General features: G+C 72.7%; 13 protein-coding genes. 8 read left to right on the top strand and 5 right to left on the bottom strand.

Going from position 1 to position 15,136, the window contains the following annotated elements; translation table 11 throughout:
* Positions 1–38 precede the first annotated feature (38 nt).
* The 3 genes from AB0B45_RS19715 to AB0B45_RS19705 are packed head-to-tail and all read left to right on the top strand — an operon-like array spanning position 39 to position 7,080.
* Entirely contained in the window at positions 39–1,205 is a 1,167-nt protein-coding gene (locus AB0B45_RS19715) for an AAA family ATPase (protein ID WP_358132320.1), read from the top strand.
* Positions 1,202–4,870, top strand: a complete 3,669-nt coding sequence (locus AB0B45_RS19710; protein WP_358132318.1) for a DUF5682 family protein — start codon at positions 1,202–1,204, stop codon at positions 4,868–4,870. The genes AB0B45_RS19715 and AB0B45_RS19710 overlap by 4 nt, the downstream gene beginning before the upstream one ends.
* A 56-nt stretch (positions 4,871–4,926) precedes the next feature.
* Positions 4,927–7,080, top strand: coding sequence for a hypothetical protein (locus AB0B45_RS19705; protein WP_358132316.1), 2,154 nt, complete (start codon positions 4,927–4,929; stop codon positions 7,078–7,080).
* An 88-nt stretch (positions 7,081–7,168) separates the two neighbouring features.
* Here AB0B45_RS19705 and AB0B45_RS19700 read toward each other — a convergent pair whose 3' ends face one another.
* A complete protein-coding gene (locus AB0B45_RS19700; RefSeq protein ID WP_358132315.1) occupies positions 7,169–7,756 on the bottom strand; it encodes a serine hydrolase in 588 nt (195 codons plus the stop codon).
* Positions 7,757–7,834: 78 nt separating this feature from the next.
* On the bottom strand, positions 7,835–8,758 hold the full coding sequence (locus AB0B45_RS19695; RefSeq protein ID WP_358132313.1) for an endonuclease/exonuclease/phosphatase family protein: 924 nt from the start codon (positions 8,756–8,758) through the stop codon (positions 7,835–7,837).
* Positions 8,759–8,867: 109 nt separating this feature from the next.
* Here AB0B45_RS19695 and AB0B45_RS19690 point away from each other — a divergent pair, with 109 nt between their 5' ends.
* Positions 8,868–9,629, top strand: a complete 762-nt coding sequence (locus AB0B45_RS19690) for a maleylpyruvate isomerase family mycothiol-dependent enzyme (protein ID WP_358132312.1) — start codon at positions 8,868–8,870, stop codon at positions 9,627–9,629.
* A gap of 106 nt (positions 9,630–9,735) precedes the next feature.
* Here AB0B45_RS19690 and AB0B45_RS19685 read toward each other — a convergent pair whose 3' ends face one another.
* Positions 9,736–9,987: a hypothetical protein gene (locus tag AB0B45_RS19685; RefSeq protein ID WP_358132309.1), complete on the bottom strand. Its 252-nt coding sequence runs from the start codon at positions 9,985–9,987 to the stop codon at positions 9,736–9,738.
* A 65-nt stretch (positions 9,988–10,052) separates the two neighbouring features.
* On the opposite strand from AB0B45_RS19685, the gene ppk2 reads away from it, so the two are divergent.
* The gene (gene ppk2 / locus AB0B45_RS19680; protein WP_358132307.1) at positions 10,053–11,018 is read left to right on the top strand and encodes a polyphosphate kinase 2; all 966 of its coding nucleotides are present in this window, start codon (positions 10,053–10,055) and stop codon (positions 11,016–11,018) included.
* Between the two features lie 43 nt (positions 11,019–11,061).
* On the opposite strand, the gene AB0B45_RS19675 is transcribed toward ppk2, so the two are convergent.
* Positions 11,062–11,805, bottom strand: coding sequence for an NADPH-dependent F420 reductase (locus tag AB0B45_RS19675; protein ID WP_358132305.1), 744 nt, complete (start codon positions 11,803–11,805; stop codon positions 11,062–11,064).
* Between the two features lie 224 nt (positions 11,806–12,029).
* On the opposite strand from AB0B45_RS19675, the gene AB0B45_RS19670 reads away from it, so the two are divergent.
* Positions 12,030–12,464 carry a hypothetical protein gene (locus tag AB0B45_RS19670; protein ID WP_358132304.1) on the top strand — a complete coding sequence of 145 codons (435 nt, stop codon included), beginning with the start codon at positions 12,030–12,032 and terminating at the stop codon, positions 12,462–12,464.
* Between the two features lie 254 nt (positions 12,465–12,718).
* Positions 12,719–12,910 (top strand): hypothetical protein, encoded by a 192-nt coding sequence (locus AB0B45_RS19665; protein WP_358132302.1) that lies wholly within the window; start codon positions 12,719–12,721, stop codon positions 12,908–12,910.
* A 24-nt stretch (positions 12,911–12,934) separates the two neighbouring features.
* Here AB0B45_RS19665 and AB0B45_RS19660 read toward each other — a convergent pair whose 3' ends face one another.
* A complete protein-coding gene (locus AB0B45_RS19660) occupies positions 12,935–14,380 on the bottom strand; it encodes an alpha/beta hydrolase (protein ID WP_358132300.1) in 1,446 nt (481 codons plus the stop codon).
* 122 nt (positions 14,381–14,502) lie between these two features.
* Here AB0B45_RS19660 and AB0B45_RS19655 point away from each other — a divergent pair, with 122 nt between their 5' ends.
* Positions 14,503–15,033 (top strand): GNAT family N-acetyltransferase, encoded by a 531-nt coding sequence (locus AB0B45_RS19655; protein WP_358132298.1) that lies wholly within the window; start codon positions 14,503–14,505, stop codon positions 15,031–15,033.
* The last annotated feature ends 103 nt before the right edge of the window (positions 15,034–15,136 follow it).

Raw genomic sequence — 15,136 nt, 5'->3', positions numbered from 1 at the left:
ACCGACCCGACATCCACGACGATGAGGACTGCCCTTTCATGACCCTGACAGAAGACCAGGCGACCGCTCCCCGGCAGGTGCTGCCCGCCGAGGAGCGGCACGCCACCGAGCTCTCCTTTCTCGCCGCCCACGACGACGGCCCCCGCCCGCCCGGCTGGGCGCTGACGCCACGCGCGGTGGTGACGTTCATCTGCGGCAGCGGCGACGACGCGCTGGAAGTGCCGAAGAGCCGCCGCCCCGACGACGGCACGCCCGCCCGCATGAAGATCGCCGCCAAGTTCGTCGGCGAACGCGCGCTGGTCGAACGGTGCGTGGTGACCCTCGCGGGAGAGCGCGGGCTGCTGCTGGTCGGCGAGCCCGGCACCGCCAAGTCCATGCTGTCGGAGCTGCTGGCCGCCGCCGTGTGCGGCACCAGCGCGCTCACCGTGCAGGGCACGGCGGGCACGACCGAGGACGCCTTCCGCTACGGCTGGAACTACGCGCTGCTGCTCGCTCAGGGCCCCAGCCGCAGCGCGCTGGTCGACTCCCCCGTGCTCACCGCGATGCGCGCGGGACGCGTCGCCAGGGTCGAGGAGATCACCCGCTGCCTGCCCGAGGTGCAGGACGCCCTGGTGTCGATCCTGTCCGACCGGCGGGTCAGCGTGCCCGAGCTCGCCGGCACCGCCGACGCGCAGGTGGCGGCCGCGCCGGGGTTCACCGTGATCGCCACGGCCAACCTGCGCGACCGCGGCGTCTCGGAGATGTCGGCCGCGCTGAAGCGGCGCTTCAACTTCGAGACCGTCGACCCCATCGCCGACGCCGACGCCGAGACCTCCCTCGTGCGCAGGCAGGCCACCGCGGTCGTGAGGCGGGCGGGCGCCGCCTTCGCCGTGGACGACGCGGTGCTCGAGGCGCTGGTCACGGTCTTCCGCGACCTGCGTTCCGGCCGCTCGGGCGAGGGCTGGGACGTGGAACGGCCGGGCACGGTGATGTCCACCGCCGAGGCCGTGCAGGTCGCCGCCTCTCTGGGCGTCGCCGCGGCGTACCTGCCCAGCGGCGACGTCCTCGACCTGGTGCCCGGCCACCTGCTCGGCGTGGTCCGCAAGGACGACCCCGCCGACCACGGGCGGCTGCTCGGCTACTGGGACGGGCCGGTGCGGCGCAGGGCCGAGGACGGCTCCGCGATGTGGCGCAGGCTCTGGGACCTGCGGGAGAACCTCCGTTGACCGACCTGCATGACGACGCTCGGGCGGCCGAGCCCCGGCAGGCGGTCGCCGCGCTGGCCTCGTCCGCCCTGCCGTACCTGCTGGGGGTGCGCCACCACAGTCCCGCGCTGGCAGTGGCGCTGCCCGCGCTGCTCGACGCCGCCGACGCCGAGGCGGTCTGCGTCGAGCTGCCCGCGGACTTCCAGCCGTGGCTGGAGCACCTGGCCGATCCGGCGACCGTCGCGCCGGTGGCCCTCGCCGGGTCAGGGGCGGAAGGCAGGCTCGGGTTCTACCCGTTCGCCGACTTCTCGCCCGAGCTGGTGGCCGTTCGCTGGGCGTGGAAGCGCGGCGCCGAGGTCCTGTGCTGCGACCTCCCGCTCGCCGACCCCGGCTGGCAGTCGCCCGACGCGGCCTCCGAGGGCTCGATCGGCGCGTCGTACGCCCGCGCGCTGGCCGCCTCGGGCACGGGACGAGAAGGCGACGACATGTGGGACAGGGCCGTGGAGGTCCTCGCGCCCGGCTGCGAACCCGAAGCGGTGCGCCGTGCCGCGCTCGGCGTCGGGTGGGCGCTGCGTCGCGACGCCGAGGCGGCCGGCGGCGTGCAGGCCAGGGATCTGGCGCGGGAGGCACACATGCGCCGCGTCCTCGCGGGCGCGGCCGCCGGTGGGCGCCGGGTCGCGGCGGTGGTCGGCGCCTTCCACGCGCCGGCGTTGACCTCCCTCGAACCCGCCGTCGACCCTGCCGCCGACCGGGCCCCGGGCCAGGCCCTCGACCGGGCCCTCGCCCCGGTGGCGCGGGGCGCCGACTCGCCCGCGTCCGCCGGCCCGTCGCCCGTCACCTCGCTCGTGCCCTACGCCTTCGACCTGCTCGACTCGCGCTCCGGCTACCCCGCGGGCATCCGCGACCCCCGCTGGCAGCAGGCCGTGTTCGCGGCGGGCGGCGACCCCGACCTGGTCAGGGACGGCGCCGCCCGCGCGATCACCGACGTGTGCAGGGAGCTGCGCTCCGCAGGGCACACGGCGGGCACGGGTGAGGCCGTCGAGACCCTGCGGCTGGCCTGCGATCTGGCACGGCTGCGCGGGCTGCCTGCCCCCGGGCGGGGCGAGCTGCTGGAGGCGGTGATGACCGTGCTCGGCCAGGGCGAGCCGCTGGGCAGAGGGCGGGCGCTGGCCCAGGCCCTGGACAAGGTGCTCGTCGGCGCGGAGCGCGGCAGGACCGCTCCCGGCACACCCCGATCCGGGCTCGGCCCCGCCGTCGAGGCCGAGCTCGCCGCGCTGCGGCTCCCCTGCCCCGACAACCCCGAGCGGCGGGAGGTACGGCTGGACCCGCTCCGCTCCGACCTGGACGCGCGCAGGGAGGTCGCGCTGCGCCGCCTGGAGGTCTGCGGCGCAGGCTACGGCGAACCCGTCAAGGTGACGGGAACCGGCGACGGCACCGCCCTGTCCACCAGGTGGCGCCTCGCCTGGACCCCTGCGGTCCCCGCGCTGCTCGACCTCGCGGGCGTCCGAGGGGTGACGCTCGCCCAGGCCGCCGCAGGCACGCTGCGCGAGGACTACCGCCGCGAGAGCGCCGAGGCAGGGCCCACGTGCGCGCTGATCCTCGAAGGCCTGCGCGCCGCGGCCCGCTGCGACCTGCCCGACCTGGTCGCCGACCGCCTCGCGGACGCCGCCTTCGCACTGCCCGCCAGCGCGACGCTCGCCGAGTTGCTCGAGGCGCTCGACCTGCTCGAGGCGCTGCGCCGCGAGCATCTCCCCGGCACCACGGCCGAGGGCCGCGAGCGGGCGGGCGAGCTGTCGGGCACTCTGCTCGACGCCGCGGTCCGCGCGCTTCCCGGCCTGGCGGGCAGCGACCAGCCGGAGGACGCGGTCGCCCTGATCGCCCTCGCGGGCAGGGCCGGTGAGGAACGACTCGGGCTGCGGATGGACGACACACTGGCGACGCTCGCGCGCACCGGTTCGCCGCTCATCCAGGGGGCGGCGCTTGCCGCCCGGGTCCTGCTCGACCTGGACGGTCCCGACACGCTCGGAGCCAGGGTCGCCGGATGGGTCGACACGGCCACCGACGCCGACGCGCGTCGCCGCCTGAGCCGCCTGCTGAGCGGCGTGCTCACGGCGGCGGCGCCGCTGCTCCAGTCGGCTCCCGCGGCGCTCGACCCGCTCATGGACCGGGTGGACGCTCTGGGCGACGCCGAGTTCCTCGACCGGCTGCCTGCGTTGCGGGGCGGGTTCGACACCCTTGCCCCCGCCGGCCGTACCCGGTTGCTGAACGCGGTGGCGGAGCGGCTCGGCGACCGGCTCGACGTGGCGCTGGACGCCCCGCCCGCGCTGCTCGCCGTGTGGGCGGCGGCCGACTCGGCGGGACTGACCGCACTGCGGGCGCTCCGGCTCCCCTTCGGCGACCATCTCTCCGACCAAGCGGACGCATCCTCGCAGACCCAAGACCACCCGACCGCCGCGCCATCCGACGTGCGGAACCAGCGGGCCGGTTTGTCATCCGACGTGCGGGAGCGCCTGGCCGTACCGGGTGGCGTGTCTGCTCCGGGGGGCGCCGTCTCGCGGAGGTTCGCGCCGGCCGACCGGTGGCGGCTGCTGCTCGGCAGGGAGTCCGACCGGCTCCCCGCGGGCGCCCGCTCCTACGCGCGCGCGTTGGACGAGCTGTACGGCGCCGGCCGCGGCGAGGGCGCGAACGACTTCGGGCCCGGCCACGAGGAAGGAGGGGACTCCGGCGGCAGGGGCGACGCGTTCCCCACCGCTCGCGAGTGGGCCGAAGAGCTGGAAGCCCTGTTCGGGACCGACGTCCGCGAGGAGGTGCTGGCACGGGCTGCCGAGGCCGGGCGGACCGACGTGCTTGACGTCCTCGATCCCGCCGCGGTGCGGCCGTCCGTCGAGCTGCTGACCTCCGTGCTGACCCTGGCAGGCGGCCTGCCCGAGCAACGGCTCGCCAAGCTCAGGCCACTCGTCCGCCACCTGGTCGCGGAGCTCACCCGCGAGCTCGCCACCCGGCTGCGGCCCGCCCTGACAGGGGTGGCGACGCCGCGCCCGACCCGCCGTCCAGGCGGACGGCTCGACCTGCCGCGCACCCTGCGGGCCAACCTGTCGCACACGCGCCGCATGGACGACGGCAGGCTGGTGGTGGTCCCCGAACGGCCGGTGTTCAGCACCAGAGCCCGCCAGGAGGCCGACTGGCGGCTGATCCTGGTGGTCGACGTGTCCGGCTCGATGGAGGCGTCGGTGGTCTGGTCGGCGCTGACCGCCGCGGTCCTTGCGGGCGTGCCCACGCTCTCCACCCACTTCCTGTCGTTCTCCACACAGGTGATCGACCTGACGGGCAGGGTCGCCGACCCGCTCTCTCTGCTGCTGGAGGTGCAGGTCGGCGGCGGAACCCACATCGCCGCCGGCCTCGCCCACGCCCGGTCGCTGGTCACCGTGCCGAGCCGGACGCTCGTCGTGGTCGTCAGCGACTTCGAGGAGGGCTACCCGATCGGTGGCCTGCTCGCCGAGGTCCGCTCCCTGGCCGGCTCGGGTGTCCACCTGCTGGGGTGCGCCGCGCTGGATGACAGCGGCGTCCCTCGCTACTCACTCCCCGTCGCCCAGCAGCTCGTCGCGGCCGGGATGCCCGTCGCCGCCCTCAGTCCGCTCGCCCTCGCCCGATGGGTGGGCGACCGCCTCCGCGGAGAAGCCCGGTGAACTCCCCCACATCAACCGTTCCGTCATCAGGACCGCTCCCGCCCGCGACGCCGCACGTGGTTGCCGCGGCCGTCGAGAGCCTGACCTCCAGGCTGCGGAAGAAGCTGGACGCGGCGATCGAGCAGTACGCCGCCGTGCCCGCCGTCGCGGATGAGGAGGGCATCAGGATCACCTGCGGCGAGGACGCGCTGGTCACCCTCTCGCCGGGGCCGTCCGGCACGATCATCGAGGACGGCCAGGCGCGGTGCAGCTGCCTCCTGGCACCCCGCTGCCTGCACCGCGCGGCCGTCCTGAGCGCCTGCCCGGTGGCGGACCCCGACGCCATGGCGGGCTTCAACGCCGCGGCGGACGCCCTCCCCGCCTCCGCTCCCGACGTCAACCCCGAACCGGACCTCGATCCAAGCCCAGCCGCAGACGCGGCCGGACCTGCGGGTGGTGCCGCCGGAGAGGTGGGCGCTGCCGGGGGCGCGGTCGCAGGCGTCGATGGTCCGCTTCGCGATGGACCGAAGGCGGGTGCGCCTGCCGGGCCGACCGCTGCGCAGGTGGCGGCCGCGTCCGGGTTGTGGGCCGCGGGGGCGGCGGTGCTGTCGGCAGGGGTGCCGGCGGCAGGCGCGGTCCCCCAGGCGGAGCTGCTCAGGGCCGCACACACCGCCCGCTTGGCCGGGCTGCCCAACGCCGAGGCCGCCGCCCTCCGCGTCGTGCGCGGCCTGCGGGCGGCACGGGACCGCCACGACAGTCACCGCCTCGCCGACCTGGTGTCCGCGCTTCGCGAGCTTCTGCTCACGGCGGGGAGGCTGGCCATGGCCGACCCCGGTCCCGCGCTGGTCGGCAGCGTTCGCCGGAGCTACGAACAGGGCGGGAGCCTACGGGTTCACGGCGTCTGCAGGGAGCCGCTGATCAGCGCAACCGGCTACGGCGGCGTGGTCACGCACGTCGTCACCGAGGACGGCCGGTGGTTCTCGGTGGCCGACGTCAAGCCGGGCGGGGTGGCGCGCGCCCGTGGGGCGGCGACCGCGACCGTCGCCATCGGCTCGGCCACGCTGAACCACGCTCAACTGGCGCGGGCCGGACTCCTGATCTCCGGAGCGACGGTCTCGCCTGACGGTCGTCTCGGGGCGGGCCGCGGCGTGCGCGCCACGCCGCTCGCGAGCATGCCGTGGACCGCCGGGCCGCTGGCCGCCCTGTTCGCACGCCCGCTGTCCGACGCCGCTGTCGAGCGGCTCTCGGGTGACGCGTGGACCGAGCAGGACGCGGCACGCGAACCGGTCGGCTGCGATCTGGTGATCGTCGGAGCGGCGGGCGAGGCCGTACTCGCTCGCGAACTCCTCCCCGCCACCGCGACCGACGCATCCACCGCGGCCCTTGCGAGCGACCCCGGCGACGCAGGCGGTCGGTCCATTGCGGGCGCTACGGCCACCACGGCTCATGCCGACGACCTGGGCGAAAACGGCGCTCCCTCCGTTGCGGGAGGCACGGCAGCTCGTGCGAACAACGTGGGCGATGCGGCTCGTTCGAGGGACCCGGGCCATTCGGGTTCCGTTGCGGGCGGCGTGGACGGCGATCTCGTTCGGCAGGCGCGGCCGGGCGGCCCGCTGATCCGGCTCGTTCCCGACAACGGGCATCCAGCCCTGGCCCACGTCGACAACCTGCGGCGGCTCGCCTCACGCCCCGGAATGCTGGTCCGAGTCGTGGGCAGGGTGGACCCCGACAGGGCGGCCACCCTGCGGCCCCTCGCGGTGGGACCCGTGCCTGGCGCCGACGCGACCCTGCGCCTTCCCGCCGAATGGCAGGACAGGGCCGACCTCGGCTACGACCGCCTGCAGGGTTCCCACCTGCCCCCGGAGGACGCGTGCCTGCCGTGGCAGTCGGACGGGGGCGACGAGGCGGATCCGGTGGCGGGCGCGCCGCTGTGGCGGGTCCGGCGCCTGGTCGAGCTCGCCGTCACGGGCGGCCGCAGGGCGGTCGCCGAACCCGCGCGCAGCGGAGACGCACGCGTCCAGGCGGCCGCCCTGCGCCGTGCCGGGTTCCTGGGCGCGTCGGAACTGGTCACCGCGCTCACCGCCGAGGCCGACCGCAGGGCTCGCGACGTGTTCGGCCGTTTGGCGGAGTCGGACGCCGATCGATACGCATGGGCGTGGCTGGCCGCCGCGACACATCTCGCCGCGACGGAGCGGGCATTGGTGCAGGCCTCCTGGCAGCCCGCTCGGTGATCGAGCGTGTACGGCCAGGCCAGGCCGTACACGGAGATGGAGCAGGAGTCCCGGCGAGCGGGAAGCCGACGAGGCCGTGGACGCTTCGCTAGAAGTAGCGCGAGCTGAGGTCCGTGGTCGGCCAGGTGGTCACCCTGCCGATCTCGGCGTTGATCAGCGAGCTGAGCACGTCGTAGTCGGGCGAGCCGCTCTCCTCGCCCCTGTTGAACAGGGCCGCGTAGGTGAAGCCGTTCTGCAACCGGGCGAGATAGGTGTACGTCCCAGGCAATGACCCGTTGTGCCAGGTGTTGAGGTGTCCCGGCACCTGGCGCACCCACCAGCCCGCGCCGTACCAGGCGCCGTCGTCGGTGAGGAGAGGGCTCGGCTTGGCGAGCATCCTGTTGATGGAGGTCGCGTTCAGCACCGCTCCCGGCGCGTCGAGCACCTTCGCGAACCGCACCAGGTCGACCGCCGAGGCCAGCCAGCCGCCGCCGGGGCCGCGGTTGGTCATGCTGAACCCGCCGTACGGCTTGGGCACCACGGCACCCGACGCGTCCGTGACGGTGGTGGCGGTGCCGTCGGACTCGTAGATCACCTCGCCGGGTGCGGCCTCCGACCTGAGGGTACGGCCGAGCCGGAGGCGGGTGATGCCCACGGGCGCCAGGATCCGCTGCCTGACGTAGGACTCGTAGCTCATCCCCATATCTAGCGGATCAACCGCGCTCCTTGCTGACATATGACGGCATTTGTCGCGCCCGCCGGCTCATGAGGCGCACTAGGGAGCAGGGTTCAGGGCCACACTGCCGACCAGGATGCGGTGGTCGGAGCAGGCCTTGCCGCCACAGGTCCTCGGTGACGACTTCGCGTCGCCCGAGGAGGCGGACGCCACGTAGTCGCGCTCGTGCGTGAAGATCATGTCGATCTTCACGCCGGTGCCGCACGGCCCGTCGCCACCGGCCGCCTCGACCGTGGTCTCGCCGTACCCGGGGCAGGCGGCCGGGTCCGCGTCGTCCACCTCGCGGTAGTGGCCGCTGTTGTGATCGTTGTTCGGAGTGTTCACCTGAGCCGAATAGAACCGGTTCATGCGAGCGATGGAGGGAGAGACGTTGAAGTCGCCCGCGACGATCACCTGGTCGCCTCTCGCGAAGTAGGCGTCGAGCCGGCCGAAGATGGCCTCCAACTGGGGCAGGCGGAAGGCGTCGACGAAGGTGGAGTGCGTGGTACAGAACCGCAGGTGCGGCTGCTCCTGCAGCGGCGCGCAGAGGAGCTTGCGCGGCTCGTTGCCGTCGTCGGGCAGGGTGAAGCGATCGGCCTTGCCCAGCGGCCGCTTGCTAAACAGCCCGATGCCGTAGTCCTTGCCCGCGCACGGCCCGCCCGTCCGGCCGGGGATGGTGGCCTCGAAGCGAGCGAAGTTCGCCGGGTCGGCGGGCCAGCCCGCCTCGCGCAGGCTCTTGATCAGCGCGTCGAACTGCTGGACACACAGCTCGTTGAGCGAGGCGAAGCTCGCCCCGTTGTCCTGGATCGAGCGGGCGGCAGCGGCCACGAGCCCGTCGGTCGTGGAGGCGCGGTGCATCGTGTTCCCCGCGATGTTCCAGTGCCAGACGCGGTAGGACGTGGCGGAGGCGGCCTGCGCCTGGGCGGGGACCACGACCGGCGCCAACGCCGTGATCGCGGCCAGGATCCATGTCAGTCTTCTCATACCATCCCCATTGGCGAGTTGATCATCCCGAAGGATGCATCTTCCCATGGCTCCGGATCCGGCCGTGCGTCGCGATTCTCGCCGGGGGTCGATCGAGAGGATGTCAGGCATGGGGACACCGGGTGTCGGCAGGCTCGCCGAGGGGCTGCGGGAGCAGACCGCCGCGTTCGCGGACGCGGCGGCCGGCGCGCATCCTGCCGTACGGGTGCCGACCTGCCCCGCCTGGCTGCTGCGTGACCTCGTCGCGCACGTCGGCCATGCGCATCGATGGGCGGCCGGGATCGTCAGGACCGGCGAGCCCGCGCCCGCGCCCGACCCGCTCCAGGCGGAGGTCGGCGACCCCGCCACGTGGCCGGAGTGGTTGCGGGACGGCGCGCGGGAGCTGATCCGCGCGGTCGAGGACGTCGGCGCGGAGACCCAGGTGTGGACGCTGGTCGGTCCGCTGCCCGCGCGCTTCTGGCTGCGCAGGATCCTGCACGAGACCTCTGTCCACCACGCCGACGCGGCGCTCACCGCCGGCACCGCGTTCTCGGTCGCCCCCGACCTGGCGGCCGACGCGATCGACGAGAGCCTGGAGATCCTGTCGTCGCCGTGGGCGGCGAGCAAGCCCACGCTGGCCGAACTGCGCGGTGCAGGCGAGACGCTCCTGTTCCGGCCCGCGGAGCGGATGGCGGGCTGGCTGATCACCCGCACCCCCGCAGGGGTGCGATCCGAGCGCGGTACGGCCGGCGCGGACGTGGTGGTGGACGGCGGCGTGGCCGACCTCCTACGGGTGCTGACCAGGCGGCTCCCGCCGGCCTCTCCCGAGGTCACGGTCACCGGCGACCGGGCGCTGCTGCGGCACTGGCTGGATCGCACCGCCTTCGAGTGACCGCCGCGTCGTCGAGCCGCCGATCCGGCCAGATCCGTCTGCAGCGCCGCCACCCTCATGTCCAGGATCTTCGTGAAGCGGGAACGTCCGCGCGCGGCCTGAAGGGTCAGCCGCCTGAGACCGCTCCCCCGCCGGGCGCGACGCCGGCGGCGATGCTCTGGGCGACCCGCGCCGGGGCGATCTTGACCGTGTCGACGACCGCCGGTCCGCGAGTCAGTCGTGGCCGGGAGTGGCGGTAGCCCGCGAGGTGATCGACCCGCCGCAGGCGCGCGCGGGTGGTCCCCGCCGACGTCGGCCCCGGCGACGCGCCCTGACGCGGAAGCCGGGGCAACGGCGAGGTGAATTCTTGTACGAACATCCCGGCAAGTGGTTAGACGGCGTTGTAGCTGTGAAGGGTGACGATATGGACACCACCATCATCGCGTGCCTGGTCATATGAGCGGTTCGCAGTGGCAACCGCCGGTCGTGCTCGACCCACAGGTCGCGGCCGACAGCAGCGACCTGCTCGACGCCACACCCGGGTTGTGGGTCGATGACAGCGACGACGACGATCCGGTGCTGCTGCGTGCCGACGGCAGCCCGGTCGACACCTGGCGCCAGCACTACCCCTATGCGGCCCGCCTGCAGCGATCGGAGTACGAGCAGGACAAGCGGTTGCTGCAGATCGAGCTGCTCAAACTGCAGTACTGGATCAAGCGCACGGGCCTGAGGCTCGTCGTGCTGTTCGAGGGCCGCGACGCCGCGGGCAAGGGTGGCACCATCAAACGGTTCATGGAGCATCTCAACCCGCGCGGGGCGACCGTGGTCGCGCTGGAGAAGCCGAGCGAGCGCGAACGCAAGCAGTGGTACTTCCAGCGCTACATCGCCCACCTGCCGGCGGCGGGCGAGATCGTGCTGTTCGACCGATCCTGGTACAACCGGGCGGGGGTCGAGCGGGTGATGGGGTTCTGCTCGGAGGAGGAGTATCTGGAGTTCGTCGAGCAGGCGCCGCGGCTGGAGCAGATGCTCGTCGAGTCGGGCCTGCATCTGGTCAAGCTGTGGTTCTCGGTCTCCCGCGCCGAGCAGCGGACCCGGTTCATCATCCGGCAGGTGGACCCGGTCCGCCAGTGGAAACTGTCGCCGATGGACCTGGCCTCGCTCGACAAGTGGGACGACTACACCCAGGCCAAGGAGGCCATGTTCCTGCACACCGACACCGAAGCGGCCCCGTGGACGGTCATCAAGAGCAACGACAAGAAGCGCGCCAGGCTGGAGGCGATGCGGCATGTCCTGAGCCTCTTCGACTACGAGGACAAGGACACCGACGTGGTCGGCATCCCCGATCCGCGCGTCGTGATCTCCGCCGCCGACATCTTCGATGAGGACCACACCGCGGACCAGGAACGGTGACGCGCGGAGGACGGAGCGAGACCGGATCCGGCCCGTGACCCGTTCAGGCGGTGGCCCGCCACTCCGGCCTGCGCTCCTCACTCGCCTCGGCCAGCCCGTTCCTGAGGCTGTCGGCGTCCTTGTCGGTCGTGTAGACGGGTGTCCCGGGCTGCTGGCGCCAGGACTCGTCGAGGCCGCCGGCGTCGACCGGGTCGAAGCCGAGCGCGTCCACGAGTTCCATGACGACTGCCTTGGCAGTGTCGTCGTCACCGGCGATGGGCAGGGCCACCCTGCCGGGGGTCCCTGCGGGGCGTCCGCCGTTGGCGAGGTGGTCGGCGTAGATGTTGTTGAACGCCTTGACCACAGGCCGGCGGAGCTGCTTCTCGACCCACCGGCTCTCCGGCATTCCGGCCTCGATCTCCTCGATCCGGCCGTCGCGCTGCTGCGGATAGTAGTTGCCGGTGTCGACGACGACGAGGGTGTCGGAGGCCCCGTCGAAGAGTCCGGTGGGCAGGTCGGGCACCTTGCCCTGCGGGATCGTCACCACGACGAGATCCGCTCCCCTGGGCGCCTCCTCGACGCTCACCGCTGTCGCCCCGGTCTCCTCGGCCAGGTCGGTGAGAGTCTCGGGGCCCCGCGAGTTGGCCACGGTCACCCGATGCCCGAGCGCGGACAGCCGCCGGGCAAGAGTGCTGCCGATGTTGCCTGCGCCTATGATGCCGATGTTCATGCTCTGCTCCATGGCCAACGGGGCTCTGCCGTCGTGGCATACCCGGCCCGGCCGATGGTCACGGTCAACGTGGGGCAAAGGTGCTGACGGACGGCGCCCCCGAGCGCCGGCCGCCGGTTTTAGTTCAAGTCTCTATTGTCCCCAGTGGGATAGTCTTGCCGCCCATCGATCCGCCGTGCCCCAGGAGTTCGACCGTGACCGAGCCGACCCGTCTCACGGCGCCGGCAGTGCCGAGCGTGGCCGCTCGCGCCGACGCGACGTAGCGATCCCGCCTCAGCCGCTCCGGCTTGCGACCTCGCCCCATGACGACGCAGGACATCTCCCCGCCGGACACCCGCACACCCCCGGTCTCGCAGAGCGAGCCCGTCGAGCGGCAAGGGACCCAGTCAGGTGTCCTGGCCCTGATCGAACGCATCGGCTCGGTCATCGTCCCGATCGGCGTCGCGCTCTACGCCGTCCTCTACATCGGCGTCGAGCAGATGTACGCGGTCTTCGGGATCAGTCCGCAGCAGGCAGGCATCGACCAGTCCGTCCTGCTCGGCAGGCTGACGGGCACCCTCGTGCTGCTCTTCCTGATCGTCCTGCCGTTGATCGGTGCCGCCGTCGCCGCCGGCTGGGTGGTCGACAAGCTGACGCGCGGCGCCCTGTCCAGGCTGATCCAAGGTGACGGCGCCGGCCATGGGTGGCCGCCCTCATCGGCGCCCTGTGGTGCGGCGCGACCTACTGGGGCCTGCTGAACACGCCGGCCGGTGCCCGACCCGGACCGTCGGCTTGAGGGACGACGCACGCCGTGCGGACCTCCTGTGCCCTTTCATGACCGTGTGGGAAAGGTTGAACGACCGCGGGGCACGCCCATGCGGGGGCGCTGCTCCGTGATGTGCTGTACTCAGATGACCCCCGCCTTCGGTGCTATCCGTTTCAGCATGAGTTGGAGGCAGGTATGTCCATGCGTCGTGGACCGATGTGTCAGGTCGTCCCCCACTCTGACCGGTTGAGCATCAGCGGGTGGGAGCCGGCGCGACACGTGCCCGCCACGGAGGTCAACCACGGCTCTCATGCCACGCTCACCACGGAGATCGTCCAGGCGTCGGTGATGGTGATCTGCGAGGTGCACGACTGGTGCGGCCGGGTGCCCGTCGACCCCGACTACCGCCCTCCCGGGTACGAGCCCTGGCCGATCTGACCCCGCCGCCCCGAGCGCCCGACGTCACGTCCTCTCGGGGCCGCACACGGTACCTGCGGTCGGCAGCCTGCCCGTCACGAGATATCCGTCGATGTGCTTGGTCGCGCACGCAGACCTTCTGTAGCTGGTGTGCCCGTCGCCGACGTCGACCAGCAGGCCCGCGCCCTCGATGCGCGCGGACAGGCTGCGTGCCCAGCGCAGTGGCGTGGCGGGATCGTGGGTGTTGCCGACGACGAGAACCGGCGGCACGCCTCTGATCCCGCCTGCCCGCTGCGGGTTCGACGGAGACAGCGGCCAGCCCGCGCAGCCCACCGTCATGTCCCAGAACTCCGACATGCCGCCCATGTGTGGCGCGACGCTGCGGATGTCCTTCATCCGGGTTCGCACGTCGCGGTAGCCGCGTATCTGCGGGTCGATGTCCATGCAGAGGATCGAGCGATACGCGGCGGTGCTCACGCGGTTGTCGAGGGCTTCGGCCCTGATGGCCGCGAAGGACTGGGCGTCGCCCCGCTCCGCCTCCACGATCGCCGTGGCCAACTGCCCGCCGAACTCCGGGAAGAGCGTGAGATAGCCGTAGGCGGAGTAGAGCAGCTCGTCGGCGGTCATGGGCCGGCCGCCCTTCACGTTGATGGGCTCGCGCTCGGCCCGCGCCACAAGGCCGTCCCACAGCCTGCCGACATCGCGGCCGTGCAGGGCGCACGTCGTCGTGCGGTCGCACCAGGCGGCGAACCGATCGAAGGAGTCCTCCACCGCCCTGGCCGCGTCGGTGACCAGCCGGCTTGACGGAATGGCGTGATCGACCGCACCGTCCAGCACCATCGTCCGCACCCGGCCGGGGAACAGCCGCGCGTACTCCGCGCCCAGCATGCTGCCGTACGACTTGCCGAAGAAGCTCACCGTCGATTCGCCGAGGGCGGCGCGCACCGCGTCGAAGTCGCGCGCGACGTTCACGGTGTCGATGTGTCCGAGCAGCGCTCCCGTACTGTCGCGACAGCTCCGGCCAACCGCCGTGTTGTGCGCGACCAGGCGCTTGTACGCGGCGGACGTCGCCGGGAACAGTCTGATCCCAGGATCATGGACTGGCAGGGCGCAGCGCAGCGCCGGCTTGCTCTCCCCCACCCCGCGCGGGTCGACGCCCACGACGTCGAAACGGCGGAGCAGCTCGCTGGAGAAGGTGGCGGCGGCGTAGTCACGGACGAGCAGCGCGGCGGGAACTCCTGGGCCGCCCGGGTTGTAGAACAGGGTGCCCACGCGCGCGTCCGGTTCGGTGGCCCTGCGCCGTACGACGGACAGCTCCACCTTCGGGCCCGAGGGAGCGCTCCAGTCGCGCGACACCTCGACCACGCCGCACTCGGCTCCGGGTCTATCGGGGCACTCCCGCCAGGAGACACCGGCATCGGCGGACGCGCCGCCCACCAGGCCGGTGAAAGCGACAGAGCCCGCGATCAGGACAGTAAGGACTCGTTTCATGAAGAAGCATGGTCCGCCACCGCCGCAAGCCGATCATCCGCCGAAAGGACGACCGGGATCGGCCGAACAGCCAATACAGGCCTCGGACGGCGCGTCGCCACGGATTCTGAGAGTGTGAGCACATGGCCTCTCCTGACCACGGCACCACGCACCGCCTCATCGTGCGGCCGCTGAACGCCGATGACATCGCATGGGTACGAGAGCTGTTCACCGACCGGTGGGGAGGGGTCGTCTCGGTGAGCAGGGGTGTCGCCCACGACACCACCGCGCTTCCCGGGTTCGTCGCCCACCTCGACGGCGAACGCGCGGGGGTCGCCACCTACCGGATCGAGGGCCGGGAGTGCGAGCTCGTCACACTCGATTCCGTACGCGAAGGCGCCGGAGCGGGCACCGCCCTCGTCGACGCCGTCGCCGCGGCGGCCCACGTCGCGGGTGCCGTCCGGCTGTGGCTGATCACGACGAACGACAACCTGCGGGCGCTGCGCTTCTACCAGAAGTACGGCTTCGACCTCGTCGCGCTGCATCGCGACGCTGTCGCTCGGTCGCGCACGCTCAAGCCGTCGATCCCCGAGGCCGGTCTCGACGGCATCCCGATCCGCCACGAGCTCGAACTCGAACTCCTCCTGCCCCCTTCCACCGGAACCGCACGGTAGGTCGAACGGCACGGGCAACGAGGCCCTGACCTCTCAGGTCGATCCTGGGAAGCGGGGGCAAGCCGATCGTGTCGCGCGACATGACCGTGCGGGTCCGCTGGAT

The sequence above is a fragment of the Nonomuraea sp. NPDC049152 genome (assembly GCF_040648355.1).
In the GTDB taxonomy this organism is placed as follows: domain Bacteria; phylum Actinomycetota; class Actinomycetes; order Streptosporangiales; family Streptosporangiaceae; genus Nonomuraea.
The sequence above is the reverse complement of the archived record's forward strand: the minus strand, read 5'-3'. Positions and strand labels throughout refer to the sequence as shown.

Bases quoted from the DNA above. Each gene is read 5' to 3' on its own strand.
- AB0B45_RS19715 (WP_358132320.1), top strand. From the start codon at position 39: ATGACCCTGACAGAAGACCAGGCGACCGCTCCCCGGCAGGTGCTGCCC.
- AB0B45_RS19700 (WP_358132315.1), bottom strand. From the start codon at position 7,756: ATGAGCTACGAGTCCTACGTCAGGCAGCGGATCCTGGCGCCCGTGGGC.
- AB0B45_RS19695 (WP_358132313.1), bottom strand. From the start codon at position 8,758: ATGAGAAGACTGACATGGATCCTGGCCGCGATCACGGCGTTGGCGCCG.
- AB0B45_RS19690 (WP_358132312.1), top strand. From the start codon at position 8,868: ATGGGGACACCGGGTGTCGGCAGGCTCGCCGAGGGGCTGCGGGAGCAG.
- AB0B45_RS19685 (WP_358132309.1), bottom strand. From the start codon at position 9,987: ATGTTCGTACAAGAATTCACCTCGCCGTTGCCCCGGCTTCCGCGTCAG.
- AB0B45_RS19670 (WP_358132304.1), top strand. From the start codon at position 12,030: ATGACGACGCAGGACATCTCCCCGCCGGACACCCGCACACCCCCGGTC.
- AB0B45_RS19660 (WP_358132300.1), bottom strand. From the start codon at position 14,380: ATGAAACGAGTCCTTACTGTCCTGATCGCGGGCTCTGTCGCTTTCACC.
- AB0B45_RS19655 (WP_358132298.1), top strand. From the start codon at position 14,503: ATGGCCTCTCCTGACCACGGCACCACGCACCGCCTCATCGTGCGGCCG.